Origin of the sequence: Geobacillus sp. 46C-IIa (assembly GCF_014679505.1) — a bacterium.
Taxonomy (GTDB): Bacteria; Bacillota; Bacilli; order Bacillales; family Anoxybacillaceae; genus Geobacillus.
Window position 1 is genome coordinate 2081421 of the sequence record NZ_CP061474.1, and the last position, 26248, is coordinate 2107668.

Consider the following 26248-nt stretch of genomic DNA (forward strand, 5'->3'; position numbering starts at 1 on the left):
TAAGACATGAGCCTCCTTGTCTGAGTGGTTGGTTGGCACATCCATCTTCTTTAAGAAGTCCGGTTCATGTCTCCTTTTTCTCCTGATTTCCAATTTGTGTTAGTGGGTCGGTTGGTTTACAGTAAATAACCAAAAGGGGAAAGAAGGTGTTTTTGTGAGCCTGCCTAACGAAAATTTTGTTTCTCTCGAAGAGTTTTACCAAATGAGAGAAAGTACAGATCGGATATTAGAATACATTGACGGTACTGTCTTTATGTCCCCATCCCCTTCTACCCAGCATCAACGAATTTCCGGACGATTACACGCCAAATTATTCAACTTTTTAGAAGAAAAGGATTGCGAAGTCTTTCACGCCCCGTTTGATATTGAACTGAAAAATAATAAAATAGATGGAACAAAAATAGTCATTCCGGACTTATCCGTCATATGTAATCAAAGCGGATTAATGGAAAACAAATTTGTCGGAGTACCGACACTGATCATTGAAATATTAAGCCCTTCCAATCAAGCGCATGATTTAGTGTTTAAACTCAATCTATATATGCAGTACGGAGTCCAAGAATACTGGATCGTGAATCCAATGCTCAATACGGTTCAAATTTATTCCCTCAATGACGAAGCCCAATATCAGCAAACCGATGTATTAAGAGGACAAGGAATTGCCCGATCGGGAGTGTTAAAAGGTTTTGAAATCAATGTAGAGGAACTTTTTAAGTCATGAGCATAAAATATCATTTTTTTTGCGCATTCTTTCAGAAAGTCTTCTCCCCTTGTCTGAAAGAATGTGCTCCATTTTTTCGAGACTCAGATTGTTTTTTCCTTCTCCTTGCATGCTCCTTCCTCCGAGCCGCCGCCTTCTTTATGTTGAACTGCTCCTCCTTTCGCTTCGCCTAAAATGGGGGATTCCTGCGAACCCCGAAGCATCGTTCGGTTATTGAGCAGGCGATCCCCCAGTTTCGTTGTCGTAACGATTCAGCCACATGCTCAAGTGAGTTGAATAGTTTTTGTATTCCTTGTCTATGATGTGAGTACTCATAGACAAGGAGGTGAATCGCATGTTGGCAGCACAACAAGCTGTATTTACAATGGAGCGCCTTATGGGCAAAATCCAACAACAAAGTAAGTGACATGATCGAAGCGTTATATCAACACTCGATCAGCACAGGAACGCTGGCCAATCTGGTGAAACGAGAGAGCCAAGCTTTGGAGCCAAACATGGACATCATCGAAGAAGCTTTGCTGGATTCCAACATCCTGCATGTCGATGAAACGAGTTTGCACATCGAAGGGAAACGGGCATGGGTTCCTATCGCGTGCACATCGAAATATACGTACTTGGCTCCTCACGCTTTCGTAGAAAGAAAGTGACCGATGATATCGGGATTCTTCCCCGATATCAAGGGACGATGATGCATGATGCGTTCGGTACGTACCCGAACTACACCGAAGCCATCCACGCTCTTTGTCATGCCCATCATTTGCGTGATCTGAAAAGCTTCATCGAACAAGGGCCGACATGGGCCATGCGCATGACCACCTTTCTGTTCGCTGCCAAGCAGGCGGTCGAAGTCCATCACGGTGCACTTCCTAACGAAGAGCGGATCTTTGTTAAGCAACAAGCCCGCTCCTCACTTTCATGCGCGGAGGCGGGCTGTTGGTTAGGCCAAGTATGTGTGCTTACTTCCCGCAGCACTTTTTATACTTTTTCCCGCTGCCGCATGGACACGGGTCGTTGCGGCCGATTTTTGGCTCTTCCCGGCGGTATGGAACGTTTTTCGGCAAAGGCGGATTTTGCAACAACGCTTGAAAATGGCGGTATCTTTGATCGGCGAGCGCCTTCCATTTTTCTAATTTCGGATGGTCGAGCCCTAGAATTGTATAATATCCGTAAGCGGTTTGTTCTACATCGATCAGCCCGGAATGCCCCCGTTTTTCCACTCTTTCTAAATATTCTTCCACTTCCGGAAGCGCTTCTTGATCCAGCTGGTGGCAAAGCGCCTCAAAGCAAAACGCGCGCATGTCATCATCGCGCAGCTTGGAAAACACCTCCCGCAATACACGGACGGCCTGCTTTGATTTGATGTTGGCGAGCACATGAATGGCCGAAAAGGCCGCTTCCTTTTGAAAAGCATATGGGCGCACGGCTTCGATGACTTCGCCGTTTTGAAACGCCGACAACGCATAAACGACTTGATCGAGGAGCACATCGTCATCCTGTCGTTCCAGCAACGAGGCTAGTCTTGGAATATACTCGGTGGCGCCAATCAACGAGAGCGCATACACCGCCAAAATACCGTCGTACGAAAACCATGGCTGCTGTTCATTTTTCATCCACGTGAGACTCACGTCTTCCTTTGTCAGCCACTCGCGCTCAACGAGAACGCGCACGACTTGCTTGGCGGCGAAAAACAAGTTCTGGTTAAACATCTCTTCCTGTTCCAAGCGGGAAAGCAAAGAAAAGTAGTGATCCCATACGTCGTCTTCCGCTCCCTCGGCCACAAGCCGGACAGCGCGTTGCCAAGCCCGCGGGAAGTGGCGAAGCAGCTGCTGTCCGTAGGTTTCAAGTTGCGCAACCGAAAACGGGAAAAACCAGCGGACATACTTGGCCGCATCTTTGATGGTCAACAACTGTTCAAGCGCCCGATCGGTCAGCGGTTGTTTCGATACGCCGTGCAAAATCATGCTTCGCGTTTCCTCGTCGGCAGTTGTGACGGCCTCGTCAATGAGACGCTCAACCCACGCAGCTGGAACGCCTGGATACTCCTCTATTGCGTAAAAGGCAAACTGACGGAGGAGAGGATCTTCACAAAATAAATATGGTTCGATGGTTTCTAAAAAGGACATGATCACACCCACCTTTTTCTTCATTCGTCTCTGGTGCCAGCCGGACATCGACGTTCAGCTAGTCCCATGACGAATATTTGCCATTTTAACACTCCAACTGCAAAAATCGCAACGAAAACTATGGCCGTGACAGCGGTCGAAACGATGGTGATCGGCAGCCAATTAGATGCCAAAAGATGAATACAGGGGCATTTCTGTCATAGCTGTGCCCCCTTTATAATCATCGACAAAATCGCGTCTGTTTGAAACCGTCTTTTCTTCTCGTTAGCTTGCTTGTCTGATATACTAGAGAGAAAGGAGGTGAATGTTATGGAAGAAAAAACGATATTGGCGCAAATTTTGCAAGCGCTTGATTTGTACGCGGCAGATATGCGCAAGCAGTTCGAAGCGCTCTATGAGAAATTTGACTCACTTCAACACCAAGTCCAAGCGCTGAACGAACAAACGAACATGATGAACAAACGCATCGGAGACATGGACAGACGCATCGAAGAGATGGACAAACGTATCGAAGACATGGATAAGCACATCGAAGAGATGGACAATCGCATGGAAGGAATGAACGGACGCCTGCAAGAAATGGATGGGCGCATCGAGGAGATGGACGGACGGTTTGAGCGGCAAATCGCCCAGTTGGAGCGCACCGTGAACGAACGGTTCGAACGGCTCGAAGCGAAACTCGGCCACATCCGCGTCGAACTGGCTGAAACACAAGAGACCGTCGACTTCCACTCCGTCAAAATCGCCCAGCATGATCGAAAAATCCGCCATTTGCTTCACACCCGATAACATCTCCACTGCCATCATGCCCCCGCTCTTCCATCAGGGCGGGGGCACGCACATTAAGACAGTTCACAGGCAAGGTCGGCCGCCAAGGCGGCGTTGTTTTTCACTAAGGCGATGTTCGCTTTTAAGCTTTTCCCGTCGGTTAATGTTTTCACCCGGTCAAGCAAAAACGGGGTGACCGCTTTGCCGGTGATGTGCTGTTGTTCCGCTTCCTTGAGCGCTTGTTCGATGATGGCGGTGATGTACGATTCCTCGAGCTCATCTTCTTTTGGGACAGGATTGGCGACGACGATGCCGCCGTCTAAGCCGAGCGCCCATTTTGTTTCAATGAACGTGGCGATCTCTTTGGCGCTGTCTAAGCGGTAATCGACGCGAAACGGGCTTGTCCGCGAGTAAAACGCCGGCAGGACGTCCGTCTGATAGCCGAGAACCGGAACGCCGTGCGTCTCGAGGTATTCAAGCGTCAATCCTAAATCCAAAATCGATTTCGCCCCGGCGCAGACAACCGCAACGTTTGTTTGCGCGAGTTCTTGCAAGTCAGCCGAGATGTCCATCGTCTGTTCGGCACCGCGGTGCACTCCGCCGATGCCGCCGGTCGCAAACACGCGGATGCCAGCCATCGCAGCACAAATCATCGTCCCCGCCACGGTGGTCGCCCCGTGTTTCTTCATGGCGATGACATACGGCAAGTCGCGGCGGCTCACTTTTTCAATGTCGCGGCTTGTGCCTAAAAACTCAAGCTCGTCATCCGTCAACCCGATTTTGATCTTCCCATCGATGATCGCGATCGTCGCCGGCACAGCGCCGCGGCCGCGGATCAGTTGTTCGACGTCTTTGGCCGTTTGCACGTTTTCCGGATACGGCATGCCGTGGGAAATGATCGTTGACTCCAACGCAACGATCGGCTTCTGTTCCGCTTTTGCCGCGGCTGCTTCTTCAGAAAAAACAAGGATGTCGTTGATCATCATTCTCCTCCTTTACCAAAATACTGTTCATACGCTGCTCGCAACTGTTGTTCCGTCAGAGCGGGATTCACCGTTTCAGCCGTCTGCAGCGTCAATGCCGCGTTGCTCATCCCGAGGCGGCAGGCGTCTTCCACCGCATGTCCGCCTAAGACGCCGTACAAAAATCCGGCCGCGAACGCATCGCCTGCTCCGGTAGCATCAATGACCTTAATGGCAGGCGCCGCGATCGCTCCCCTCTCCCCTTGCCTTGTCGCGTACACGACGCCTTCAGCTCCGCGTGTGATGACGATGGTTTCCACACCAAAACGAAAAAGCGATTCGATCGCATCGTCAAGGGGGGGTTCCCCGGAAAGCGCCATGGCTTCCGCCTGATTCGTGACAAGCCACGTGACACCGGTGAGATCGGCCGGCAATCGCTTCACTTTGGGAACAGACACGGTCACAACGCAAAGCGGAAGGCGCTCTTGGCGGCACTGCCTGATCGCCCAGGAGATGACATCAGGCGGGAAATTCGTATCGAGCACGACAGTGGAAATCGGACCGAATTCCCGCCATCGCTGCTTCAGCCATTCACTTCGTACGGCATCGTAAATCGCCATATCGGCCAAGGCGAGCACCATCTCGCCATGCTCATCAAGCACCGCTGTATAGGCACCAGTGTTCGCTTCGGGTATTCGCGTGACCAGCCTTGTGTCAACATATGGACTCGTCGCATCAATGAGCCATTGCCCGTCATGATCGCCGCCAACCACGCTGAGGAGCGAAACGTTTTGCCCGAGCCTCCCGAGATTTTCAGCGATGTTTCTCGCCACCCCGCCCGCGGTCTGCGTGCTCGCGACAGGATGGGACGTGCCGAGCTCAAGCGGCACAAGCAACCGTGCTTTCCGATCAACATTCACCCCGCCGATGCAGACGATGGAACCTTTCATTCGCATGTCTTTCATCCTTTCGGGCGCATCCATTCGAGAATGACGTCCCTGCTTCCAACCCTTCCTAATTGTATCATACAGCACCTGCAAATAAAAAAGCACCCCGTCTATATAGCGGGATGCAAGATTGCTAGTTTTTATATGCGCAATACGGGCGCAACTTGACACCGATCAAGCTGCCAAGGAAGGCAAACACAAACCAAATCCAACCATGGACGCTGAAGGAAGCGATGCCGCTGAAGTACGCGCCGATGTTGCAGCCGAACGCCAACCGGGCGCCGTACCCCATCATCAATCCGCCGATGAGTGCGCCAATTGTCATGCGCGCCGGCCGCTTCCACTGAAGCGGTTTTGTATAGCGGCCCGCGAGCGCTGCCGCCAATAAGGCGCCGACCATCAAGCTGATGTCCATCACGGTCGTTGTATCGTAGTAGAGTGGGTTCCCCAGCGCCTGGCGTTTCGCTTCATCTTGCCAGTACGCCCAGGCCGTCGGATCGACGCCAAACAGTTGCACAAACTTCGCGCCCCACAGGGCAAACGCGGATGTGACCCCCCACGGTGAACCTTTGAACATGAGAACAAGCACGTTCATCAGCGCCAATAATAACGCGCCAACCAACAATGACCACGGACCTTTGTAAATGGTTTTCCATCCGTGGCGGCGTTCGAGCGGCGTCGTCAACAGCTTGCCGTGACGCCGCTTTTCCATCACTGTCACGACATAATAGACAACCGCCAGCAAAACAAGCTGCAACAGAAAGCCGCCCCATGCGCCAAGCGAGGCGATAAGCGAAATCGGCTCGACGTGCGGCATACGCATCCAAACATCGAAATGCGTTGTCGCAATGACCGACCCAGCGATAAACCCGATCAAGGTGACAACACCGTTCGCATCACCGCCGCCAATATGATACAGCGTCCCAGACGCGCAGCCATCACCCAGCTGCATGCCGATCCCGAAAATAAAGGCGCCAATCATCACAGCAATGCCGACTTCATGCACATTCCCGGCAACGGAATGGCCGAATATCGATCCTTTCATCAGCAGCGGCAAAAACAATGCACTTGCCGCCGCCATCATGATCATCTGCGCCCGAATGCCTTCCCCTTGGCGGTACAAAATGAATTTCCGCCATGCCGAAGTAAAACCGAAATGAGCTTGATACAGCACAAAGCCGCCGAACGCTCCCAACAAATACAAAAGCGCCTGTTGCCAAGACACGCGGCTATATAAGAACAGCGCTCCACCGATTAGTACGAAGCAGGAGACCGCAATGATCCATACGGTTGGATTTTTAGGGGCGTTCGCTGCCTGTTTCGCGCGAACGTCTTGTTGTTGTGCAGTCAACTCCATGATGCATAATCCCTCTTTCCCATTTTGTTTACCTTTATAATACTATAAAACTTATTGATTTTCTATGATTTAAACCACAAATGTTTCACCTCAGCGGCTGATCGGGTATAATGCAGACGGACACTTTCTTAGGAAGGAGATTGGCATGTGGAACGAATTTAAAAAATTCGCCCTTCGCGGCAATGTGGTCGATTTGGCCGTCGGGGTCATCATCGGCGGAGCGTTCGGCAAAATCGTTTCTTCGCTTGTCAATGACATCATCATGCCGCTCATCGGTTTGATTTTAGGCGGCATCAACTTCAGCGATTTGTCTTGGAAAGTCGGCAAGGCGGTAGTCAAATACGGCGCGTTTATTCAAACGGTCGTTGATTTTTTGATCATCGCGTTCTCCATTTTCCTGTTTGTCAAACTGATCAATACGCTGTACGAGCGCATGAAGAAACAGGAAGAGGTGAAGGAAACAGCGCCGACATTGACAAAAGAAGAGGAGCTGCTCACCGAAATCCGCGATTTGTTAAAGCAGCGGGAAACGATGTGAGCGTCTGTCTATGGTACGAAGCGGAACGGCCGGGCGAAGCCATATTGGCAGCGCCGATGCGGACGGCCGCCTCGCAAGCTTCGGAGTTTCGATACTGCCGCTCTATCAAACGAAATCATCCACCCTCAAGCGAACGAATCGCTAGGGTGGATGATGTTCTTCTGTTGGCGCTGATCCTCACGGCGCAAACCGCGTATAGCCAGGTCAATGATGGACGACGTCCATGATCAATATCGATTCGTTTCTGCCAAGAAACGCCTCGCGGCTCAATGGACGTCAATGATGACATAGTCCCAGTACGTGTTTCCGAGAAAAACAAGCAACGCCCACGTCCCCGGTTCTCTCAGCTTCATATTGGACGGAATATGGGCGTCCGCCCCGTTGTTCGGTCCTCCCGGAACTCCCGTTGTCCAAACGCTTTTTCCGTCTACCGTTAACGCAGGAGCAAGCTTGTGGCTTCCTTTTTTCACCGCCACGATCGTCAACTTTCCTTCGGGAATGGAGTCGCCCCAGAAATGCCACATGTACTTGTTATCTTGATTGGCTGTAAACGGCGCATCAATGAACCCCACTTTATTCGTCACTCCGCGCATTTGATAATTTCCCGATGGAAAAACGGGGCTTACTTCCCAATGGATGCGCTCAATGATGTTTTGATCGATTTTGACAGGTAGCTTTTTTATATCACTCACGGTAGACGTAGGGGAATGGGCTTGTTTTTCATTCGTTTCCCATATACTGCATGCGGATAAGGAAAAAAGGATGGCGATGGCTAGCCAATGTTTCACATTGATCATTGTTTTGGTGACCCCTCCCCCGAAGTTCGCTATCACTTAGAAGTCAAGTTCTCCTCGCTCGTTCCCGAGCGGAAAGAAACCTCCCCCTGTCTAGGCGCCTACTTATTGTTAAAGCAGCCAATACGCCAGCGGGGCGGTGAGGATGAGCGTTAACACCGTCCGCTCGAACCAAATGACGAGCAGTTTCGGCAAGCTGAGCGGAATCTCAGTCGATACAATGCATGGGATGACAGCGGAAAAGAATAGGATCGCCGATACGGATACAACAGCAATAATGAATTTCGTGACAAGCGGTGCTTCGGTGACAAGCAAGGCTGGCAAAAACATTTCGGCGATCTCGATGGCGGAGGCTTTCGCTGCCAACAACGGCTCCGGAATTTGCAAGAGAAGAGTAAACGGATAAAACAGATAGCCCAGCCAATCAAACAACGGCGTATATTCAGCGAGCAGCAGCCCGATCAGTCCGACCGACATAATGGAAGGCAAAATGCCCATTGTCATGATAAAGCCATCACGCAAGTTTTCCCATATGTTCGTCCCGATCCCTTTTGACTGCGCTGCCGCTTTCATCGCCTCGGACCAAGCTTGTTTCATATAGTTTCCTGTCACTTTTTGTTCGGGATCCCCCTTGCCGTCGTAGTATTCATCGCTCATGCGGCTTAGCGGCCACAACCGGGCGGTGAACGCTGTAACGGCAAACGTGACAAGAAATGTCACCCAAAAATACGTATTCCATATCGACATTAACCCTAACGTTTTTGCGACAACCACCATAAATGTGACGGATACGGTGGAAAAACCGGTAGCGATGATCGCTGCCTCTTTCACCGTATATTTACCCTCTTTGAACACTTTGTTCGTGATCAAAAGGCCAATTGAGTAGCTGCCGACAAAGGAGGCAACCGCATCGATGGCCGAGCGGCCTGGCGTTTTCCAAATCGGCCGCATAATCGGCTGCATCCAAACACCGACGAATTCAAGAAGCCCGTAACCAACAAGCAGAGCGAGAAAAACCGAGCCAATCGGCACAAGCAAACCAACGGAAATCACGAGCTTGTCGTACAAAAACGGCCCCATACTCGGCTGAAACAACCATGCTGGACCGATCCGAAACACAATCATGACGGCCACGATCAATCCAAGTACTTTGAGAATGGAAAAAACAGCGGTGACAACGTCTTTGTTCCACGTCTTATGATAGAATGGATAAACCGCTCCAAGGGCAATCACCATAAGTGCATAATACGGAACGAGTCCTGGAAACTGCGCGCGAATCCATGTCACAATATGATCGAGCAAAATCGATGATGTGCCGCCGATGGGCACCGGGACGAAAAATACGAAAATGCCGATGGCGCTAAAGACGAAAAACTTCCATGCCCCTCTTGCGGGCGTTGGTGTCGGCACAGATGACGCCATATTTGTATCCGTTTTCATTTCCCTCCACCCCCATTGTTCTTCTTACCGCAACTTGCGCGGCCGGAAGCGTCGCTCCCGGTCGCCAAACGCCTCAACGGAAGACCATTCCCCTTCAAGACCGCACCTTGCCTTCCACAACCACCACCTTCCCATCCTTCACTACCGTCTCCGCGTGATTGACGCCGTAATAGTACATCATTTGCACGTAGTTTGGGACGTTGAAAACGACCAAATCCGCTTTCTTGCCCGGTTCAAGGCTGCCGACGAGATGCGCACGGCCGATGGCGTGGGCGGCGTTGATCGTGGCGGCGGCAAGCGCCTCGGCCGGGGCCATGCGCATATGCAAACAGGCAAGGCTCATGACCAGCGGGAGCGAGACGGTCGGCGATGAACCAGGATTGCAGTCAGTCGCTAGGGCCACAGGAACGCCGGCGTCGATCAAACGGCGGGCGTGGGCGGCCTCGGTCATTAAGAAAAATGCCGTGCCTGGCAAGAGGACGCCGATCACGCCGCGCTCCGCCATGCGCCGAAGCCCTTCGTCCGATGCGCGAAGCAGATGGTCGGCGGAAATCGCGCCGACTTCGGCGGCCAGTTCGGCGCCGCCGTACGGTTCGATTTCATCGGCGTGGATTTTCGGCGTCAAGCTGTGCGCTTTTCCCGCTTCGAGGATGCGGCGCGCCTCATCAGGAGTGAACACGCCGCGCTCGCAGAAAACGTCGTTGAATTCGGCCAAGCCCCGGCGGCTGACCTCGGGAATCATTTCTTCGATGGTCAAGCGAATATATTCCTCCCGGTCGTGCTTCCACTCCGGCGGAACAGCGTGAGCGCCAAGAAACGTGGGGACGATGTCGACCGGGTGGGTGTCATGAAGCCGCTTGGCGACTTCAAGCTGCTTGATTTCATGCTCAAGGCTTAACCCGTAGCCGCTTTTCGCCTCAATGGTCGTGACGCCGTGAAGCAAAAACTGATCGAGCCGACGCTTGCTTTCTTCATACAACGTCTCTTCCGGCGCCTCGCGGGTTGCCTTTGTTGTCGCATGAATGCCGCCGCCGGCGTTCATGATCTCCATATACGTCGCCCCGCCGAGGCGCATCGTCCATTCGTGTTCACGGCTGCCGGCGTAAACGAGATGGGTGTGCGGGTCGACAAGGCCAGGGGTGACCGTTTTGCCTCGGGCATCGATCACCTCTGCTTCGGCAAGCCGGTCCGCGAAACGGCGAACGAGTTCGTCGTCCGGACCAACGGCTATGATCGTGCCGTTTTCGATCCAGACGCTGCCGTTTTCGATGATGCCTAGATCGCTCATCTTCTCCTTGACGAGCGGGGCCGCGGAGCTTCCCGCCAGCGTGACGAGCTGGTGGGCGCGGCGGACAAAGAGCGGTCGCATAGGCGGTTCTCCTTTCTATTTCAGCATCGGCATATCGATGCCTTTTTCTTTCGCCGTCCGGATGGCGAGCTCATACCCGGCGTCGGCGTGGCGGACGACGCCAAGCCCAGGGTCGGTCGTCAACACGCGTTCCAACCGTTTTTCCGCCTCTTTCGTCCCATCGGCGACAATGACCATGCCGGCATGAATCGAGTAGCCCATGCCGACGCCGCCGCCGTGGTGAACCGACACCCAGCTTGCGCCGCCGACGGCATTCAACAGCGCGTTTAGAATCGGCCAGTCAGCGATGGCGTCGCTCCCGTCTTTCATTCCTTCCGTCTCCCGGTTCGGCGAGGCGACCGAACCCGAGTCCAAATGGTCGCGGCCGATGACGATCGGCGCTTTCAACTCACCTTTGGCCACCATGTCGTTGATGATTTTTCCGAACTTCGCCCGCTCGCCGTAGCCGAGCCAACAAATGCGCGCCGGCAGCCCTTGGAATTGGATTTGTTTTTGCGCCATGCGGATCCACTGGCAAAGACGCTCATTGTCATGAAATTCACGCAAAATGACTTCATCCGTTTTGTAAATGTCTTCCGGATCGCCGGAGAGCGCCACCCAGCGGAACGGGCCTTTTCCTTCACAAAAGAGCGGGCGGATGTAGGCCGGCACAAAGCCCGGGAAGGAGAAAGCGTCCTCGACCCCTTCGTCTTTCGCCACTTGACGGATGTTGTTGCCATAGTCAAATGTCACCGCCCCTTGCTTTTGCATCGCCAGCATCGCCCGCACATGCGCGGCAATCGATTGTTTGGCGCGGGCAACGTACTGCTTCGGATCGCGCGCCCGCAGCTCAGCCGCCTCATCAAGCGTCAACCCCGCGGGGATGTAGCCGTTTAACGGATCATGGGCGGACGTTTGATCGGTCAAGACGTCCGGAACAAAGCCCATGTCAACGAGCCGCGGCAACACTTCAGCCGCATTGCCGACAAGGCCGATCGACAGCGCTTTTTTCTCTTCCTTCGCTCGTCTGGCCATGGCCAGCGCGGCGTCCAGGCTGTCGGTCATCGTGTCAAGGTATTTCGTGTCCAGGCGGCGCTGGATGCGGGCAGGATCAATTTCAACAGCAAGGCAGACGCCGCCGTTCATCGTCACGGCGAGCGGCTGCGCCCCGCCCATGCCGCCAAGGCCGGCCGTTACCGTGATCGTTCCCGCCAGCGTGCCGCCAAAGTGCTGGCGCGCCACTTCGGCGAACGTTTCATACGTCCCTTGAACGATGCCTTGGCTGCCGATGTAAATCCAGCTGCCGGCCGTCATTTGCCCGTACATGATCAGCCCTTTTTTGTCGAGCTCATGGAAATGGTCCCATGTCGCCCATGCCGGCACGAGGTTCGAGTTGGCAAGAAGGACGCGCGGCGCGTCCGGGTGGGTGCGAAACACCGCGACCGGCTTGCCCGATTGAATGAGCAATGTCTCATCGTTTTCTAAACGGAGAAGAGTGTCCACAATCGCCTCGTAACATTCCCAATTGCGCGCCGCTTTCCCGATGCCGCCGTAGACGATCAACTCATCCGGCCGCTCGGCGACATCCGGATGCAAGTTGTTGTGCAACATGCGCAGCGCTGCTTCCTGAATCCATCCTTTCGCTCGCCGCTCCGTTCCGGAAAGCGCTTGCACCATTCGCTTGTCTGTCATCGTCATCCTCTCCTTTTCCCTCTTTGCTTTTATTGTAAGGAAGTGAAGAGGACGGAGATAGATGCGCCTCTTTTAAAGGTGATTCATTTTTTTCGAAATCTCACATTTCTTTTCCTTTTATTGATCCATTTCTTTTGATCACTGTTCATTTTTTTTGAAAAAAACCGCCTACCGCGGTGATGACCGATACGATCGTTGTTCATCGCGGTAGGCGGTCGGCGTCTGGTTCAGTTCGGCTTTAAAGACGCGCATCAAATAATGAGCCGTGCGAAACCCAGTCTGTTCGGCGATTTCCTTAATCGAGAGGTCGGTTTGCCGAAGCAGCCGTTTCACCTCCTCAAGCCGCCGGTTCGTCAGCCATTGGCGGAACGTCACACCGCGCTTTTTTGACAACAAATGGCTGAAATACGCAGGGCTGCGCCCGGCGGCGGCCGCGGCCTTCTCAAGCGTCAGCGACGGGTCGCGAAAATGCGCTTCCATATAGCGGAGCCCCCGTTCAATGGCGTCGACGCGCTCGTCTTCCGCTGCTCGCCTCGCTTCGTCAAGCAGCCGGCGCAAAAACAAAATCAACTCCTGAACGATGCGATACAGCACCGGATTATACAAAATTTCCTGAAACAGGCGCATGTATTCTCGTTCGGTCGCACCGCGGTCCAGACGGTACGTCTTCATAAACCGCCGGATTTGCGCCAAAATGCTTGTCAACCGCGTGCGCACCATCTCCGGGCTCGGAAACGGTGGCGACCAATGCCAAAACCCGCGCTGCAACCATCGCTTCACCGCTTCGTGGTCGAACCGCTCAAGCATCTCGATCCATTGCCGCTGCTCCTCGGGCGTCAGAAACGGATCCAGGTCGCGCCACTGTCCATCATCAGGCGATGGAGCGATCACTTGCCGATAACCGATAAAAAACGTCGTCTCGAGCAGCCGGCGGGCGGCTTGGTATCGCTCACGCACCGTTTTCCGGCCATCCGGCGGCATGATGACGACCGCCAATGGCTCATGATGTTCCTCCTCCCAATCGCGCAACATCTTCCACGCTTCCTCTTTCCCGTCTCCCGGGAGCTCGGAAAAGAGGCAGACCGCCATATGGGTCAACGGCAAGACGCGCGCCTGCCGGCGAAACGAATAGCCCGTTAAAAAGCGGATCACTTCGGAAGAGAAGGAAGGCTGTTCGGCCTGCACAAGCCATACATGGGTCGACACGTCAACACGGTCATCGGCAAATAACGAGCGATAATCGCCATCATGGCCGCCAACGCCCACGGACGGCCGGGAGCGCCCGCCTTCGCCGGAAAACGAAGCCGCCGTCCGCAACGCTTGCTTCAATTTGGCGGGCTCAAGCGGTTTCACAAGCAAATCGACGCATTGCCAGTCGATGGCCTGCTTCGCTCGCGCGAATGTCGCCTCAGCGGTGGCGGCAATCACGCGCTGGCAAAACAGGCGGATGCAAGACGTCGCTTTTCCCCACAGTTCATACGGAATCATATCCAATTCGACGTACAGCAGCTCCGGCGCTTCCCGCTCAAGAAGCACCATCATCTCCTCGACCGCAGCCGCCGTGTATACTTGCTCAATCGGCAAGGAATACGCGGATACGAGCCAGCGGATCGCTTCCCGTTCCTTGTCGTCCCGTTCGGCAATGACCAATTTCACGTTCTCACCGCCTTGGCTGCTTGATGGAATGGCTCATGCAACATGTTCATCGAACGTTTTCGACGCTGCTTTGCAAACGTCGAAAATAAAGAAGGATTTCCATGCAAAAAGCGGCGGCTAGCGCCACGGTTTTTCCTCCTTCATCCACGAGCGGGTTGACTTCGCAAAGGTCGACACTGATCGTTTTTGCGTGGGAAACGATGCGGCGGACGAGCGCGCGCACCAGCGACGGAGCGAGTCCAAACGGCGACGGCGCACTCACCCCCGGCGCGGCGGCAGCGCTGATGGCGTCCATGCAAATGGTCAACATCACGCTGTCATACTTTGAGGCAAATCGTTCGATCTGTTCATAAGCCGCCTCGATCGGCTCGGCGGTCAGCTGTTCTTCAAGCATGTACTCGCATCCGTACCGCTGTGCATCCGCAAACAGCGCTGCCGTGTTCCCAAGTTTTTGAATCCCTAAGCAGCAATACCCCACTTGTTTATCTTCATCCAAAATTTGCCGAAACATCGTCCCGGACGTCGGCCCGTCATCGTACGGCCGCAAATCGAAATGGGCGTCAATGTTGATGATGCCAAGGCGGGCGTTCGGCCCAAGCGCTTCGCGGACGCCTACGTAATGGCCATACGCCGTCTCATGGCCGCCGCCGATCACGATAGGCGCCGCGCCGCTTCGCAGCAGGCGGGCGACGGCTTTTCCGAGTTCGGCCTGGCTTTGTTCGAGCTGTCCGTCCACGCAAACGACATCGCCCGCATCAAAGACGGACGCGCCTTGTGGAAGATGCCATGGCAGCCTCCCCAGCGCCGCTTTCACGGCAGCCGGCGCCTCTTTCGCCCCTTGGCGGCCTTGGTTGCGGCGTACTCCTTCGTCGCACGCAAACCCGATGAACGCCGCCGATCGTTCCATCGGCTCCAAAGACTTGGACAAATCGAGCAAACGAATGCGCTGATGGAGGCGAAACGCCTGCTCATCGCTCACACTGTCCACCCGTCCCGTCCAGCGGTTGGCGTCTGGCGATTGATACATGAGATCATCTCCTTTCCATCATCAGCTGTTTGTTTCTTTCGCTGCCGCCTTGCCGTTCTCCTCCCCGCGGACGTAAAAAGAGGAAATCGCCGCCGTTTGGCGAATACAACCATCTGACTCCATTACAGAAAGGGTGTTAAGCGATGAAGCAACTGACAAACTTGCATGAGGTCATCACCGGCCAAAGCGCGCCGCCGCCGTGCGATACAACACTCGGCGTTCGCTTGACAGAAGCACAAAACGGCTATGCGAAAGGCGTATGGACGATCAGCGAATCGCTGCTCAACGGCAACGGCGTCATTATGGGCGGGTTTGTCGGCGCAGCGGCGGATATTGTGATGGCTTATGCGGTGACGACCTTGCTTCGCGATGATCAAATGCACGCCTCGATCAACTTGCAAACGACGTTTCACCGCCCAGCAACAGCGGGAGAGGCCGAAATCGAGGCGCGGGTGGAAAAATTCGGGAAAACCATCGCCTATGTGACCGCCATCGTGCGGCAAAACAGCAAAGAGGTGGCGAGCGCCACGTCGTCCGTGCTGATCATGGAAAAACGATGAAACACCGGTCTTTCCTGCAAGAGAGCGGATCATGGACAGGATCTGAAAGAAGGCAAAAACCTACTGGAAAGAAAGCGGCAAGATCTCGTAAAACGGCATTTCGAACAACGTCTCCCACCGCCCTAGACCTCAACAAATGGCAGGGAGGAATGATGATAGGCTTTGCACGCCATCGGGAGCCGAACTGTAGGGGGATTCGTCGCTCGATTCTTCGCCGCCCTCAGCAGCGAAGCGCCGAAGAAAGCGCTGTCAAAACCAGTCGCTCCTCGGCGCTTTTCGCTGCTCGTTACGCCCGGACAAACGTTTTTGGCATCACGACGGCCACAACTTGCCCGCGGGCGCACAGTTCGCCGTTGGCGAACACTTCGGTGTCCACTTGCCATTTTTTCGGATGAATTTCCGTCACCGTGCCAATGGCCATAAGCGGCACCCCGTGCGGCGTCGGTTTGAGAAAATCGACGTGCAGCGAAGCGGTGACAAAACGCGGCGGCGCCTCCCCGCTGCCCGGCTCATGGCCGTTTTTCCGATGCAGCGCCAGCGCTGCTGAACCGGTGCCGTGACAATCGATGAGCGAGGCGATCAGCCCGCCGTATACAAACCCAGGAATCGCCGTATGTTCCGGGCGCGGCGTATACACCGTCACCGTCTTGTCCCCTTGCCATCCGGTGCGGAAATGATGGCCCGTCTCATTCAAACGGCCGCAGCCATAGCACCAAGCGAATTCATCGGGATAGTCGTCTTGAATGGCGTGAACGATCGTTTCTTCCACTACACATCTCCCCCTCTCCTTTTCTAGTATACCATTGAATAGAGAGGACGACGACTCCTATTTAGGAGGATGGTTGCTTAGCGGCGGGCAAGGCCGACGAAGAAACGGGCGCGAAACGCTGACAGATAAGCAGTCAGTGCATAGAGGCGGTCCAAACAGCGGACCGCCCGTGTTTATTCTGCCGATCGTTCCGGCTCGTAAAATTCGATCCATTCGCCGTCTGGACCGAGGAAAAACAAATATTTCGCCCCGTTCGGAAGCTCGGTAATGTCCTCCCAAACGAGCGGGACGCCAAGCGACACGAGCCGCTCTTTCTCCTGTTCAATGCCTTCGACCGTAAAGGCGACATGATGCACTTTTCCTTCCGTCGGCAAGTTCGGATTGTACCCTTCAATGAGCTCGACGATGATCTGCCCGTTAAGCCCTAAAAACGCCAGTTTCATCGTTCCGTTTGTATGGATCATCTCGCTGATCAGCTCGAGGCCGACGACGTTTTGATAAAATGCCTTTGATGTTTCAATATCTTTCACTTGGATGCCGACGTGCTCAAATTTTTTGACTGCCATTCGTTGTTCTTCCTTTCTATGATTCAATTGAAAACACGGTTCGCAAATACGGGGTCATTCGTGGTGGGAGAATGTCTTTTTTCCCTAGCTCCATCCATAGATAGCGGTCAAGGGCATACGGTCCTTCCGCTTTCCATTCATCCACCTCATCGTTCGTCAGCACGATGGAAAACATCGTTCCTTGCGCTTCCCCATACAAATGGACATATCTGTCCCCGCGGTCGACATGCACGGCCGCCTGCGGATCAAAGCGAATGAGTTCCGTCCGCACGCAACGCATGACATGAACGGCAAACGTCGCCGCCGGCAAATGCGCCGCCATACAGGCCGGAGCGACAGTCGTTCCGCCACTGTTTCCCCCTCACCTCCCATTCAATAAAAAACCCCTTCCGCCTCGGAATGATGCGAAAGGGGGCAGCCGTTCTTATCATCCAAAGCGAAATCGCTTTGCGGGTGTTAGCACCTTGCCAGGGGCAGGTTGCTGTGGGGTCATCAAGCCCGTTCTCTCGCCCACTCTTGATAAGACGTATGCAATTTGATTTCAATATTATCATACATCAACAAAGGTGGCAATTGTTATTGTTCGACCTCCGGTTGCTCTGACGTGACGCCGACATCTTTCCACGTCAGTTTCGAGCCCGGATCGACCGTGAAGTTGGCGACGCGGTTGTTGACCGCATAGATGGCCGAACGATACAATGTCGGAATGACCGGAACTTCTTCGTTCATCATCTGTTGCCATTCGCTGTAAATTTTCCGTCGATATTCTTTGTCAAACGCTTGTTCAGAGTGGCCTTTTTCCAACAGTTCATCGTTTTTCTCATTCACCCAGCGCGAGTAGTTGAACATGACGTTGCGTCCATACAATCCATATGGATCGACGTCGGTGCCCGTCCCCCATGCGGCTGCGTAAACGTCCACTTTCGGATCGTCTTTTTCGACCATATCATAGAAGGAGTTGAACTCCGCCAAACGTCCGTCAACAAGTTGGACATCGAGGCCGACATCTTTCCAGCATTGCATATAAAATTTGGCCAACGGTTCAGCGATGTCCCCGCCGCTCATCGCCAAGAAGTTGATCTTGAATTTTTTGCCGTTCGGATCTTCGCGGAGGCCGTCGCCATCCACATCTTTATATCCCGCTTCATCCAGCAATTGTTTCGCTTTTTCCGGATTGTACGTATACCCTTTGATGGAGCTGTCATGATAACCTGGGAACGACGGCGGAATGAGCGTGTTCGCCGGGAAGCGCAAGCCATGATACAGGCGGTCAGCCACCTCTTGGTTGTTGATGGCATACGCCATCGCCTGGCGCAGTTTTTTGTTTTGGAATTTCGGATTATCCATTACGTTTTCCTGCTTTTTCGCATCCCAATGGCCGAGTTTAAAGCCGATATAGTTGTACGCCAGGTCCACCCTGCCGATAAACTGAATGTTTTTCGCCCCTTTAGCGTTCAAATATTGGTCAGTCGGGAACTCAGCGATGTCAATTTCGCCTTTTTTCAGCGCTTGCAGGACGACTTGCGGGCTGACAACTTTCAAAATGACGCCTTCCAAGTTCGGTTTGCCGGCCCAGTAGTCATCATTGCGGACAAATTCGACCGACTCGCCCGGAACGATTTTCTTCACTTTGAACGGCCCGAAGCCAATCGGGTTTTTCCGGATTTTATCCGATTTCGCCAAGTCTTTGATCGGAATGTCTTTCAAGTAATGCTTCGGCAGCGGATACGCCCAGATGCCTGTCAAGACCGACGGATTGGCTTGTTTCCACGTGATCGTCAACGTCTTTTTGTCGATCACTTTAATGCCGGAAATTTTATCCGCTTTGCCGCTATGATATTCTTCCATCCCGACGATGCCTTGAATGAGCGCATCGCCATAGCGGACGCCGGTGTAATCTTTATGGCCGATGACCAAATACGCATACTCCAAGTCTTCGGCGGTCACCGGCTGGCCGTCATGCCAGTTGACATTGTCTTTGATGCGGATCGTCATCGTCTTTTTGTCTTCCGACAGCTCGTATGTGGCAGCACCGTCATTCGTAATCTCATAGTCGCCGTTCGTCCGGAAAAGCGATTCATCGAAAAATTGCAAAATCTCTGCATCGGGAGCTCCCGTGTAGAACGCATAACTGAGCGTCCCTTCAAACGGCGTATCGGACACAAGGCCGTATTTCAACACACCGCCATCGATGATTTTCCCGTCATTTTTCACCGTCATCGGGAATTGGCTGATGTCTTCCTTCTGGGCTGCCGGTTTTTCTTTGTTGTTGCCCTTTCCGCTCGTCGTGTCGGATTTGCCCGTGCATCCGGCGAGCACGAGCAGGAGCGCGACGAGAGCCGTCAACCACCTTCTCTTCACTTTTTCTTCCCCCTTTAACTTAATCGTTGTCTTGCATCAGCCGCACGCTTTAACGCTTGGCCGATGAAATTTATGCACAGCATCATTACTAAAATGAGCAATGATGCAGGCAGCCATACCCACCACTTGTTCTGCAGCACGTCTGGATTTGTCGCATAACTGACAAGAGTTCCTAAACTTGGCGTGCTCTCCGGCAGCCCGAAGCCAAGATACGTGAGCCCGGACTCGATGCCGATGTTGCCCGCCAAAGTTAACGTCAAATTGACGATAATGATCGAGCTTAGATTGGGCAAAATTTGAAAAATAATGATTTTCCAATCCGGCGTGCCGAGCGTCTTTGACGCGCTGACATAATCCAGCTCGCGCTCGGCAAGCGTTTTGGCACGGATCAGCCGGGCTTTGCCTGTCCACAAAAACGCGCTCATGATCAAAATGAACGTCCATACATTATATTTGGGCACAATGGCGACAAAGACAATAACCAGCATTAAAAATGGCAGAACGAGAATGAAATCGATGATGCGCATAATCACATTGTCAATCCAGCCGCCAAAATACCCAGCAATCAGCCCAATCGTCAACCCGATGAGGCCGGTGATGAGCGTAATGGCCAACCCGATCGTAAACGAATTGCGGGCGCCGATGATGAGCTGGCCAAACACATCTCGTCCTCCGTAGTCTGTGCCAAGCCAATGCTCCGCTGACGGCGGAGAATATATGGAAAGAAAATCCACTTTCGCGATTTCTTCCTGATCCAAAAAGAGCGAAACGCCATAAACGATCGACAAAATGATCCCTAAAATGATGAGCGAACCAAGCGCGAGCCGATCCCGAACCACCTCCCGCCACATGACCGAAAAGGCGGAAGGGCTTTTCTCGATGTTCACTCCGACCGGCGTTGAACCGCTTACTTCCACTTTCATGTCAGCTGACTTCCTCCTCCCCTACTCAATCCGGATGCGCGGATCGACCGCACTCAAAATGATGTCCGACAACAGCGTGCCCACCAGCGTCGCCAAACCGGAAATCATGACGAGCGCCGTCACGACGCTGTAATCCCGCTGCATAATCGACTGCAAAAACAGCTGGCCAAGCCCCGGGTAGCTATAAATCGACTCCAAAAAAACCGAACCGCCGACAAGCCCCGTGATTTCATACCCTAAAAACGCCGCAATCGGCAAAAACGAATTGCGCAAAATATGGCGCCAATAGATGTGCCGTTCCGGCACGCCTTTCGCCCGCGCCGTTTTCACGAAATCTTTCACTTTCGTATCGATGATTTCGCTGCGCAAATATTGAATGGTCACCACTGTGTTAATGAGTGCTCCGGACAAGGCCGGAAGCATGAGATGGTTCAATTTGCTCAAATAGTAAGCGAGCGTCCCTTCCTCGACTTGAACGTCCACGCTGCCGCCGGTTGGAAACCAACCGAGATGAAAACCGAAAATAAACAGCATGATCAAAGCAAAAATGAACAGCGGCGTGGCAAACCCGAGATAGCTGTAGCCGACGATCAGCTTATCGGCCCATGTATCTGTCCATCGCCCCGACACGATGCCAAGTGGAATGGCAATCAGGTACGTCAAAATTAAAATCGCCGCCGACAGCAACACCGTATTCCCAATCCGTCCGGCCAGCAGATCAGTGACCGGCTGCTGGTGGGTATAGGAAAGGCCAAGATCCCCATGCAGCATGTTTTTCACCCAACGGATGTATTGAATATGTACCGGATCATTCAAGCCAAGTTTTTCTCTCATTTCCGCAAGCGTCTGCGGATCCATTTTCGGGTTGGCCGCCAGCTGTCCCGTCAGCGCATCGCCTGGCATCGCCTTCGCCAGCAGAAAAATGAGGACGCTTAACAAAAATAGTTGCGGAATCATGATCAAGATTCGGCGCAAAATAAACTTCAACATCGTTCCGTCTTCCTCTCTTTACGGAATAGCTACGGAGTGAGTCGGTGAAATGGATTTTAGCGGATACGCCCGCCCATTTTCATCAAAATAGCGCGAATACGCTTGCGCATATTCTTCTTCCACTTCTCGGCGCAGCGCCGCCTGTTTGCTGCGTTCGCGCGGGTCGGCATTCGGAATGGCGGAAAGTAGCCGCTTCGTATAAATATGCTGCGGATCCGTAAAAATTTCCTCGCTCGTCCCTTCCTCAACGAGCCGGCCGCGGTACATAATGCCGATCCGGTTGCACATATGCCGGATGATCCCCAAATCATGGCTGATAAACAAATACGTCAGTCCGTACTCCTGCTGGATTTCTTTCATGAAATTCAACACTTGCGCCTGCACCGACACATCAAGCGCCGACACCGGCTCATCGGCGATGATGAGCTTCGGATTGAGCGTGAGCGCCCGCGCAATGCCAATGCGTTGGCGCTGTCCGCCGGAAAATTCGTGCGGATATTTATAGATCGACTCAGCACTCAAGCCGACCCGTTCCAAAACATATTGCACCTTCTGCCGCTCCTCTTGCGGGGACAGACGTTCGAAATTGCGGAGCGGCTCGGCGACAATATCGAGCACACGCTTGCGCGGATTTAGAGAGGAATACGGATCTTGAAAAATCATTTGAATGTCCTTTCGATACGCATGGAACTGGCGGCGATCCAGCTTTGTCAAATCGGTCCCTTCAAACAGCACTTCACCGGCCGTTGCCCGAATAAGGCCGATGATCGTGCGCCCCGTCGTCGTTTTGCCGCAACCCGATTCGCCGACAAGCCCGTACGTTTCCCCTTGATTCAAAGAAAAGCTGACATCGTCCACTGCACGGACATGGCCGATCACACGGCGAAAAAAACCGCCGCGCACCGGATAGTATACTTTCAAATGGTTGACGTTAAGAAGCGCCATAGTCGACCCCACCTACTGTTTGATCATCCGGAAAATAAAAATGTTGGTAGCATGTGCAACGCACCCAATGCCTCGACTCCACTTCGCGCAGTTTCGGCTCCTCCTCATGCTTGTCTGCTCCGATCCAGCCGATGCGCGATTGGAAACGGCAGCCGCGCCGCGGCAACTTATGCAGCGGAGGAACGATTCCTTGAATGACGTGAAGCCGTTCTTTTTTCGTCTGCGCGGACGGGATTGACTGCAACAACGAGCGGGTGTATGGATGAAGCGGGCGGTGGAAAATGGTATCGACGTCCGCCAATTCAACGATTTCCCCTGCGTACATGACGGCTACGCGGTCCGCCATTTCCGCCACGACCCCTAAATCGTGCGTGATCAAAATAATGCTCGTTTTCATTTGTTGCTTCAACTCTTTCAAAAGCCCCATAATTTGCGCCTGAATCGTCACGTCAAGCGCTGTCGTCGGCTCATCGGCGATCAATAAAGCAGGCTCGCAAGCGACGGCGATCGCGATCACGACCCGTTGCCGCATTCCTCCGGACAGTTCGTGCGGATAGCGATGGTACACTTTTTCCGGTTCAGGAATGCCGACTTTGTGAAGCAAGTTGATCGTTCGTTTCTTTTTTTCAGCTGTCGACAAGCGCAGATGGTAGTCCATGCTTTCCTCGATTTGCCGGCCCACCGTCATGAGCGGATTGAGCGCCGTTAACGGATCCTGAAAGATCATCCCGATTTCTTTGCCGCGGATACGGTTCAGTTCGGAAATGGAAAGCGACAGCAAATTTGTTCCTTTAAACTGCAAGCGCCCCTCAATTTTTGTCTTTTCGGGCGGATGGAGTCCCATGATGGACAAAGCGAGCGCGCTTTTGCCGCACCCGGACTCCCCGACAAGAGCGACGACTTCGTTTTCCTCGATCGCCAGCGAAACGTCGTCGACCGCCGCATAATAGTCATCCCCAATGCGAAAAGAGACTCGCAGCCCCTCAATTTCCAACAACGTTTGCTTTGCCAATGTGTCCTTCTCCCTTTTGTTAGTTTCACTAAATTTTAGACTATGTATAATATTTTGATATTATTCTATCATATTTTTTTAGTAATTCAATATTTTCTGTAAAATATAAGTAAATTTTTTGATTCCTTCCCAGTCATATGCCTGATAGAAAACATAACCACGAACGAAAGTTCGGTCCCCCCCCGTTTGGGACAATAAATTGGCGGATGCTCCGTGAAGGAGGCATCCGCCTAAGCAATGGACAGAAAAGCGGGAAATGACATAGCTGGCCGCGTCCGCCCATTCACGATCGATTTCCGTTTTGTTTCCCAATGCTTATTTAAACGCCATCGCCGCCCGCACCGCTTTTTTCCAGCCTTCATAGAGCGCAGTCCGCCGCTCCTCGGACATGTCCGGCTCAAACCGGCGCTCCAGCTGCCATTGGGCGGCGATGTCATCCCGGCTGTTCCAGTAGCCGACCGCCAGTCCGGCCAAATACGCTGCACCTAAGGCCGTCGTTTCATTCACAACCGGCCGCTCGACCGGCACAGCGAGCAAATCGCTTTGAAACTGCATGAGCAAGTTGTTTTTCACCGCCCCGCCGTCGACGCGCAACGTAGTCAGCGAGATGCCGGAATCGGCTTCCATAGCAGCGAGCACGTCTTTCGTCTGGTAAGCGAGCGATTCCAATGTTGCGCGGATGAAATGCTCTTTCGTCGTGCCGCGCGTGAGGCCAAACACCGCCCCGCGCACCTCGCTGTCCCAATACGGGGTGCCGAGGCCGACGAACGCTGGAACGACATACACCCCGTCCGTTGACTCGACTTTTTCGGCGTATGCTTCGCTATCCGCTGCCGTTTTGATCATCCGCAAGCCGTCGCGCAGCCATTGAATGGCGGAGCCGGCGACGAAAATGCTGCCTTCAAGCGCGTATTCAACCTTGCCGTCGATGCCCCAGGCAATCGTCGTCAGCAGCCCGTGCTTCGACTGCACCGCTTTTTCCCCCGTATTCATCAGCATAAAGCAGCCGGTGCCGTACGTATTTTTCGCCATCCCTTCCGTAAAGCACGCTTGGCCGAACAAGGCCGCCTGCTGGTCGCCCGCCGCTCCGGCGATCGGCACTTCGACGCCAAAGAAATGGTATGGAACGGTTTTCGCGTATACTTCCGACGATGGCCGCACTTCAGGAAGCATCGCCTTGGGCACATTTAAAATCGCAAGCAGTTCGTCATCCCATTCAAGCGTATGAATGTTAAACATCAATGTGCGCGCAGCGTTTGAATAGTCGGTCACATGGGCGCGGCCGCCGGACAGCTTCCAAATGAGCCACGTGTCGATCGTGCCAAACAACAGTTCACCGCGCTCCGCCCGTTCGCGCGCCCCCTCGACATGGTCCAAAATCCATTTCACTTTTGTCCCGGAAAAATAGGCGTCAATCAGCAAGCCGGTTTTTTCGCGAAATAGAGGGTCATACCCTTTCGCTTTCAGTTCATCGCAAATGCCGGTTGTCTGCCGCGACTGCCAGACGATGGCGTTGTAAATCGGGTTGCCGGTGTCCTTCTCCCAAACAACCGTCGTTTCCCGCTGGTTCGTAATGCCGATCGCCGCCACTTGTTCCGGCTTCACTTGCGCCTCAGACAAGACGCTGGCAATGACCGCAAGCACCGAACCCCAAATTTCGTTTGCGTTATGTTCGACCCAGCCGGGCTGCGGGAAATATTGGGTAAACTCTTTTTGCGCCATATGGACGATTTCGCCTTTTTGATTGAACAAAATCGCGCGCGAGCTGGTTGTGCCTTGGTCGATGGATAAAATGTATTGATCCATAGTATCGTCCTCCCCTTCTCTTGATCGTTTTCGATTCACTCACTTGCATCCGCGCCAACACAAACGGTCAAGAAGAATAGCGGCTTGCGGCGCTAGACGTCTTTCCGGCTGCCAGTTTCGCCCCGGCCAACACGACGGCGGTGGCCGCCAGCACTCCCCATAATGCGCCGGTCGGTTTTCCCAAGAAAACGGCTTTATACACCAAACTGCCTAACGCGCCGCCAAGCAGCGGCCCGACAATCGGCACCCATGCATACGACCAGTTCGACGGCCCCTTTCCCGGGATCGGCAGCAAAAAATGGGCGAGGCGCGGTCCGAAATCGCGGGCCGGGTTGATAGCGTATCCGGTCGTACCGCCGAGCGACAGCCCAATCGCCACAATCAAAAAACCAACGACAAACGGATTGAGCCCATCGGCGAATTGGTTGGCGCCAATGGCCAAGATGGCCAAAACCAGCACAAACGTACCGATGATCTCACTAAGCAAATTGGCAACCGTATTCGGCACGGCGGGGCCGGTGGCGAACACGCCAAGCTTGACGCCCGGATCGTCCGTTTCTTTCCAATGCGGCCAATAGTGAAGATAGATGACGGCAGCTCCAATCATAGCGCCAAGTACTTGCGCGAACACATAGCCGGGGACATCTTTCCACGGAAAATCGCCGCTTATGGCCAACGCTACCGTCAGCGCCGGGTTGAGATGGGCGCCGCTATACCGGCCGACGGCATACACCGCGACCGCGACCGCCAGCCCCCACCCCATCGTGATAACAATCCAACCGGAATTGGCCGCATACGATTTCTTCAAATTGACCCCAGCGCACACACCCGCGCCGAAAATGATGAGCAATGCGGTGCCGATGAGTTCTCCTAAAAATGGCGACATTTGCTTGCTTCCTCCTTTTCATTCGTGATTTTCCTTGTCATTTCCTGCTTGAGCCAA

At 53.5% G+C, this 26248-nt stretch carries 24 protein-coding genes, 1 pseudogene and 1 riboswitch; of the genes and pseudogenes, 5 read left to right on the forward strand and 20 right to left on the reverse strand.

The genetic code is table 11. The features are described 5' to 3' along the window. Positions 1 to 154 precede the first annotated feature (154 nt). A complete protein-coding gene (locus IC803_RS10270; protein WP_081207009.1) occupies positions 155 to 721 on the forward strand; it encodes a Uma2 family endonuclease in 567 nt (188 codons plus the stop codon). Positions 722 to 1116: 395 nt separating this feature from the next. Next, positions 1117 to 1598, forward strand: a pseudogene (locus tag IC803_RS10275) (transposase); the annotation flags it as partial. Positions 1599 to 1677: 79 nt separating this feature from the next. On the opposite strand, the gene IC803_RS10280 reads toward IC803_RS10275, so the two are convergent. Continuing rightward, positions 1678 to 2844, reverse strand: a complete 1167-nt coding sequence (locus IC803_RS10280; protein WP_081207008.1) for a HEAT repeat domain-containing protein — start codon at positions 2842 to 2844, stop codon at positions 1678 to 1680. A gap of 309 nt (positions 2845 to 3153) precedes the next feature. Here IC803_RS10280 and IC803_RS10285 point away from each other — a divergent pair, with 309 nt between their 5' ends. After that, complete coding sequence (locus IC803_RS10285) at positions 3154 to 3633, forward strand: hypothetical protein (protein WP_081207007.1); 480 nt, start codon at positions 3154 to 3156, stop codon at positions 3631 to 3633. 53 nt (positions 3634 to 3686) lie between these two features. Here the strand turns inward: IC803_RS10285 and IC803_RS10290 are convergent, their stop codons facing one another. The 3 genes from IC803_RS10290 to IC803_RS10300 all read right to left on the reverse strand — a co-directional run bounded on the left by IC803_RS10290 (position 3687) and on the right by IC803_RS10300 (position 6878). After that, the gene (locus IC803_RS10290; protein ID WP_081207040.1) at positions 3687 to 4592 is read right to left on the reverse strand and encodes a pseudouridine-5'-phosphate glycosidase; all 906 of its coding nucleotides are present in this window, start codon (positions 4590 to 4592) and stop codon (positions 3687 to 3689) included. Positions 4593 to 4594: 2 nt separating this feature from the next. After that, on the reverse strand, positions 4595 to 5530 hold the full coding sequence (locus IC803_RS10295) for a carbohydrate kinase family protein (RefSeq protein ID WP_223811961.1): 936 nt from the start codon (positions 5528 to 5530) through the stop codon (positions 4595 to 4597). Positions 5531 to 5654: 124 nt separating this feature from the next. Next, positions 5655 to 6878 (reverse strand): YeeE/YedE family protein, encoded by a 1224-nt coding sequence (locus IC803_RS10300; protein ID WP_081207005.1) that lies wholly within the window; start codon positions 6876 to 6878, stop codon positions 5655 to 5657. Between the two features lie 145 nt (positions 6879 to 7023). On the opposite strand from IC803_RS10300, the gene mscL reads away from it, so the two are divergent. Continuing rightward, positions 7024 to 7416: a large conductance mechanosensitive channel protein MscL gene (gene mscL, locus IC803_RS10305; protein ID WP_081207004.1), complete on the forward strand. Its 393-nt coding sequence runs from the start codon at positions 7024 to 7026 to the stop codon at positions 7414 to 7416. A gap of 266 nt (positions 7417 to 7682) precedes the next feature. On the opposite strand, the gene IC803_RS18395 is transcribed toward mscL, so the two are convergent. The 6 genes from IC803_RS18395 to hutG form a co-directional block, all read right to left on the reverse strand. Continuing rightward, positions 7683 to 8009 carry a DUF4871 domain-containing protein gene (locus IC803_RS18395; RefSeq protein WP_233134450.1) on the reverse strand — a complete coding sequence of 109 codons (327 nt, stop codon included), beginning with the start codon at positions 8007 to 8009 and terminating at the stop codon, positions 7683 to 7685. Positions 8010 to 8321: 312 nt separating this feature from the next. Next, on the reverse strand, positions 8322 to 9650 hold the full coding sequence (locus IC803_RS10315) for a YjiH family protein (RefSeq protein WP_081207002.1): 1329 nt from the start codon (positions 9648 to 9650) through the stop codon (positions 8322 to 8324). Between the two features lie 94 nt (positions 9651 to 9744). Continuing rightward, complete coding sequence (gene hutI / locus IC803_RS10320; protein ID WP_081207001.1) at positions 9745 to 11019, reverse strand: imidazolonepropionase; 1275 nt, start codon at positions 11017 to 11019, stop codon at positions 9745 to 9747. Positions 11020 to 11034: 15 nt separating this feature from the next. Continuing rightward, complete coding sequence (gene hutU / locus IC803_RS10325) at positions 11035 to 12690, reverse strand: urocanate hydratase (RefSeq protein ID WP_369826921.1); 1656 nt, start codon at positions 12688 to 12690, stop codon at positions 11035 to 11037. 168 nt (positions 12691 to 12858) lie between these two features. Beyond that, on the reverse strand, positions 12859 to 14346 hold the full coding sequence (locus IC803_RS10330) for a helix-turn-helix domain-containing protein (protein WP_081206999.1): 1488 nt from the start codon (positions 14344 to 14346) through the stop codon (positions 12859 to 12861). A 46-nt stretch (positions 14347 to 14392) separates the two neighbouring features. After that, complete coding sequence (gene hutG / locus IC803_RS10335) at positions 14393 to 15373, reverse strand: formimidoylglutamase (RefSeq protein WP_081206998.1); 981 nt, start codon at positions 15371 to 15373, stop codon at positions 14393 to 14395. A gap of 143 nt (positions 15374 to 15516) precedes the next feature. On the opposite strand from hutG, the gene IC803_RS10340 reads away from it, so the two are divergent. Next, positions 15517 to 15933 carry a PaaI family thioesterase gene (locus tag IC803_RS10340; RefSeq protein WP_081206997.1) on the forward strand — a complete coding sequence of 139 codons (417 nt, stop codon included), beginning with the start codon at positions 15517 to 15519 and terminating at the stop codon, positions 15931 to 15933. Positions 15934 to 16219: 286 nt separating this feature from the next. Here IC803_RS10340 and IC803_RS10345 read toward each other — a convergent pair whose 3' ends face one another. From IC803_RS10345 to IC803_RS10390, 10 genes are all read right to left on the reverse strand, one after another. Then, complete coding sequence (locus tag IC803_RS10345) at positions 16220 to 16702, reverse strand: PaaI family thioesterase (protein WP_081206996.1); 483 nt, start codon at positions 16700 to 16702, stop codon at positions 16220 to 16222. A 173-nt stretch (positions 16703 to 16875) separates the two neighbouring features. Further along, positions 16876 to 17268 (reverse strand): VOC family protein, encoded by a 393-nt coding sequence (locus tag IC803_RS10350; protein ID WP_081206995.1) that lies wholly within the window; start codon positions 17266 to 17268, stop codon positions 16876 to 16878. Positions 17269 to 17284: 16 nt separating this feature from the next. Then, positions 17285 to 17578 carry a hypothetical protein gene (locus IC803_RS10355; protein WP_369826920.1) on the reverse strand — a complete coding sequence of 98 codons (294 nt, stop codon included), beginning with the start codon at positions 17576 to 17578 and terminating at the stop codon, positions 17285 to 17287. A 111-nt stretch (positions 17579 to 17689) separates the two neighbouring features. Continuing rightward, positions 17690 to 17794: riboswitch (SAM riboswitch) on the reverse strand. A 50-nt stretch (positions 17795 to 17844) separates the two neighbouring features. Continuing rightward, positions 17845 to 19629, reverse strand: a complete 1785-nt coding sequence (opp4A, locus tag IC803_RS10360) for an oligopeptide ABC transporter substrate-binding protein (RefSeq protein ID WP_081206994.1) — start codon at positions 19627 to 19629, stop codon at positions 17845 to 17847. A 14-nt stretch (positions 19630 to 19643) separates the two neighbouring features. Next, entirely contained in the window at positions 19644 to 20552 is a 909-nt protein-coding gene (locus IC803_RS10365; RefSeq protein WP_081206993.1) for an ABC transporter permease, read from the reverse strand. 21 nt (positions 20553 to 20573) lie between these two features. Beyond that, on the reverse strand, positions 20574 to 21542 hold the full coding sequence (gene opp4B, locus IC803_RS10370; protein ID WP_081206992.1) for an oligopeptide ABC transporter permease: 969 nt from the start codon (positions 21540 to 21542) through the stop codon (positions 20574 to 20576). Positions 21543 to 21560: 18 nt separating this feature from the next. Continuing rightward, on the reverse strand, positions 21561 to 22487 hold the full coding sequence (locus IC803_RS10375) for an ABC transporter ATP-binding protein (protein ID WP_081206991.1): 927 nt from the start codon (positions 22485 to 22487) through the stop codon (positions 21561 to 21563). Next, positions 22474 to 23499: an ABC transporter ATP-binding protein gene (locus IC803_RS10380; RefSeq protein WP_081206990.1), complete on the reverse strand. Its 1026-nt coding sequence runs from the start codon at positions 23497 to 23499 to the stop codon at positions 22474 to 22476. The genes IC803_RS10375 and IC803_RS10380 overlap by 14 nt, the downstream gene beginning before the upstream one ends. A gap of 315 nt (positions 23500 to 23814) precedes the next feature. Then, positions 23815 to 25305, reverse strand: a complete 1491-nt coding sequence (glpK, locus tag IC803_RS10385; RefSeq protein WP_081206989.1) for a glycerol kinase GlpK — start codon at positions 25303 to 25305, stop codon at positions 23815 to 23817. A 67-nt stretch (positions 25306 to 25372) separates the two neighbouring features. Further along, positions 25373 to 26191: an MIP/aquaporin family protein gene (locus IC803_RS10390; protein ID WP_081206988.1), complete on the reverse strand. Its 819-nt coding sequence runs from the start codon at positions 26189 to 26191 to the stop codon at positions 25373 to 25375. Positions 26192 to 26248: the final 57 nt, after the last annotated feature.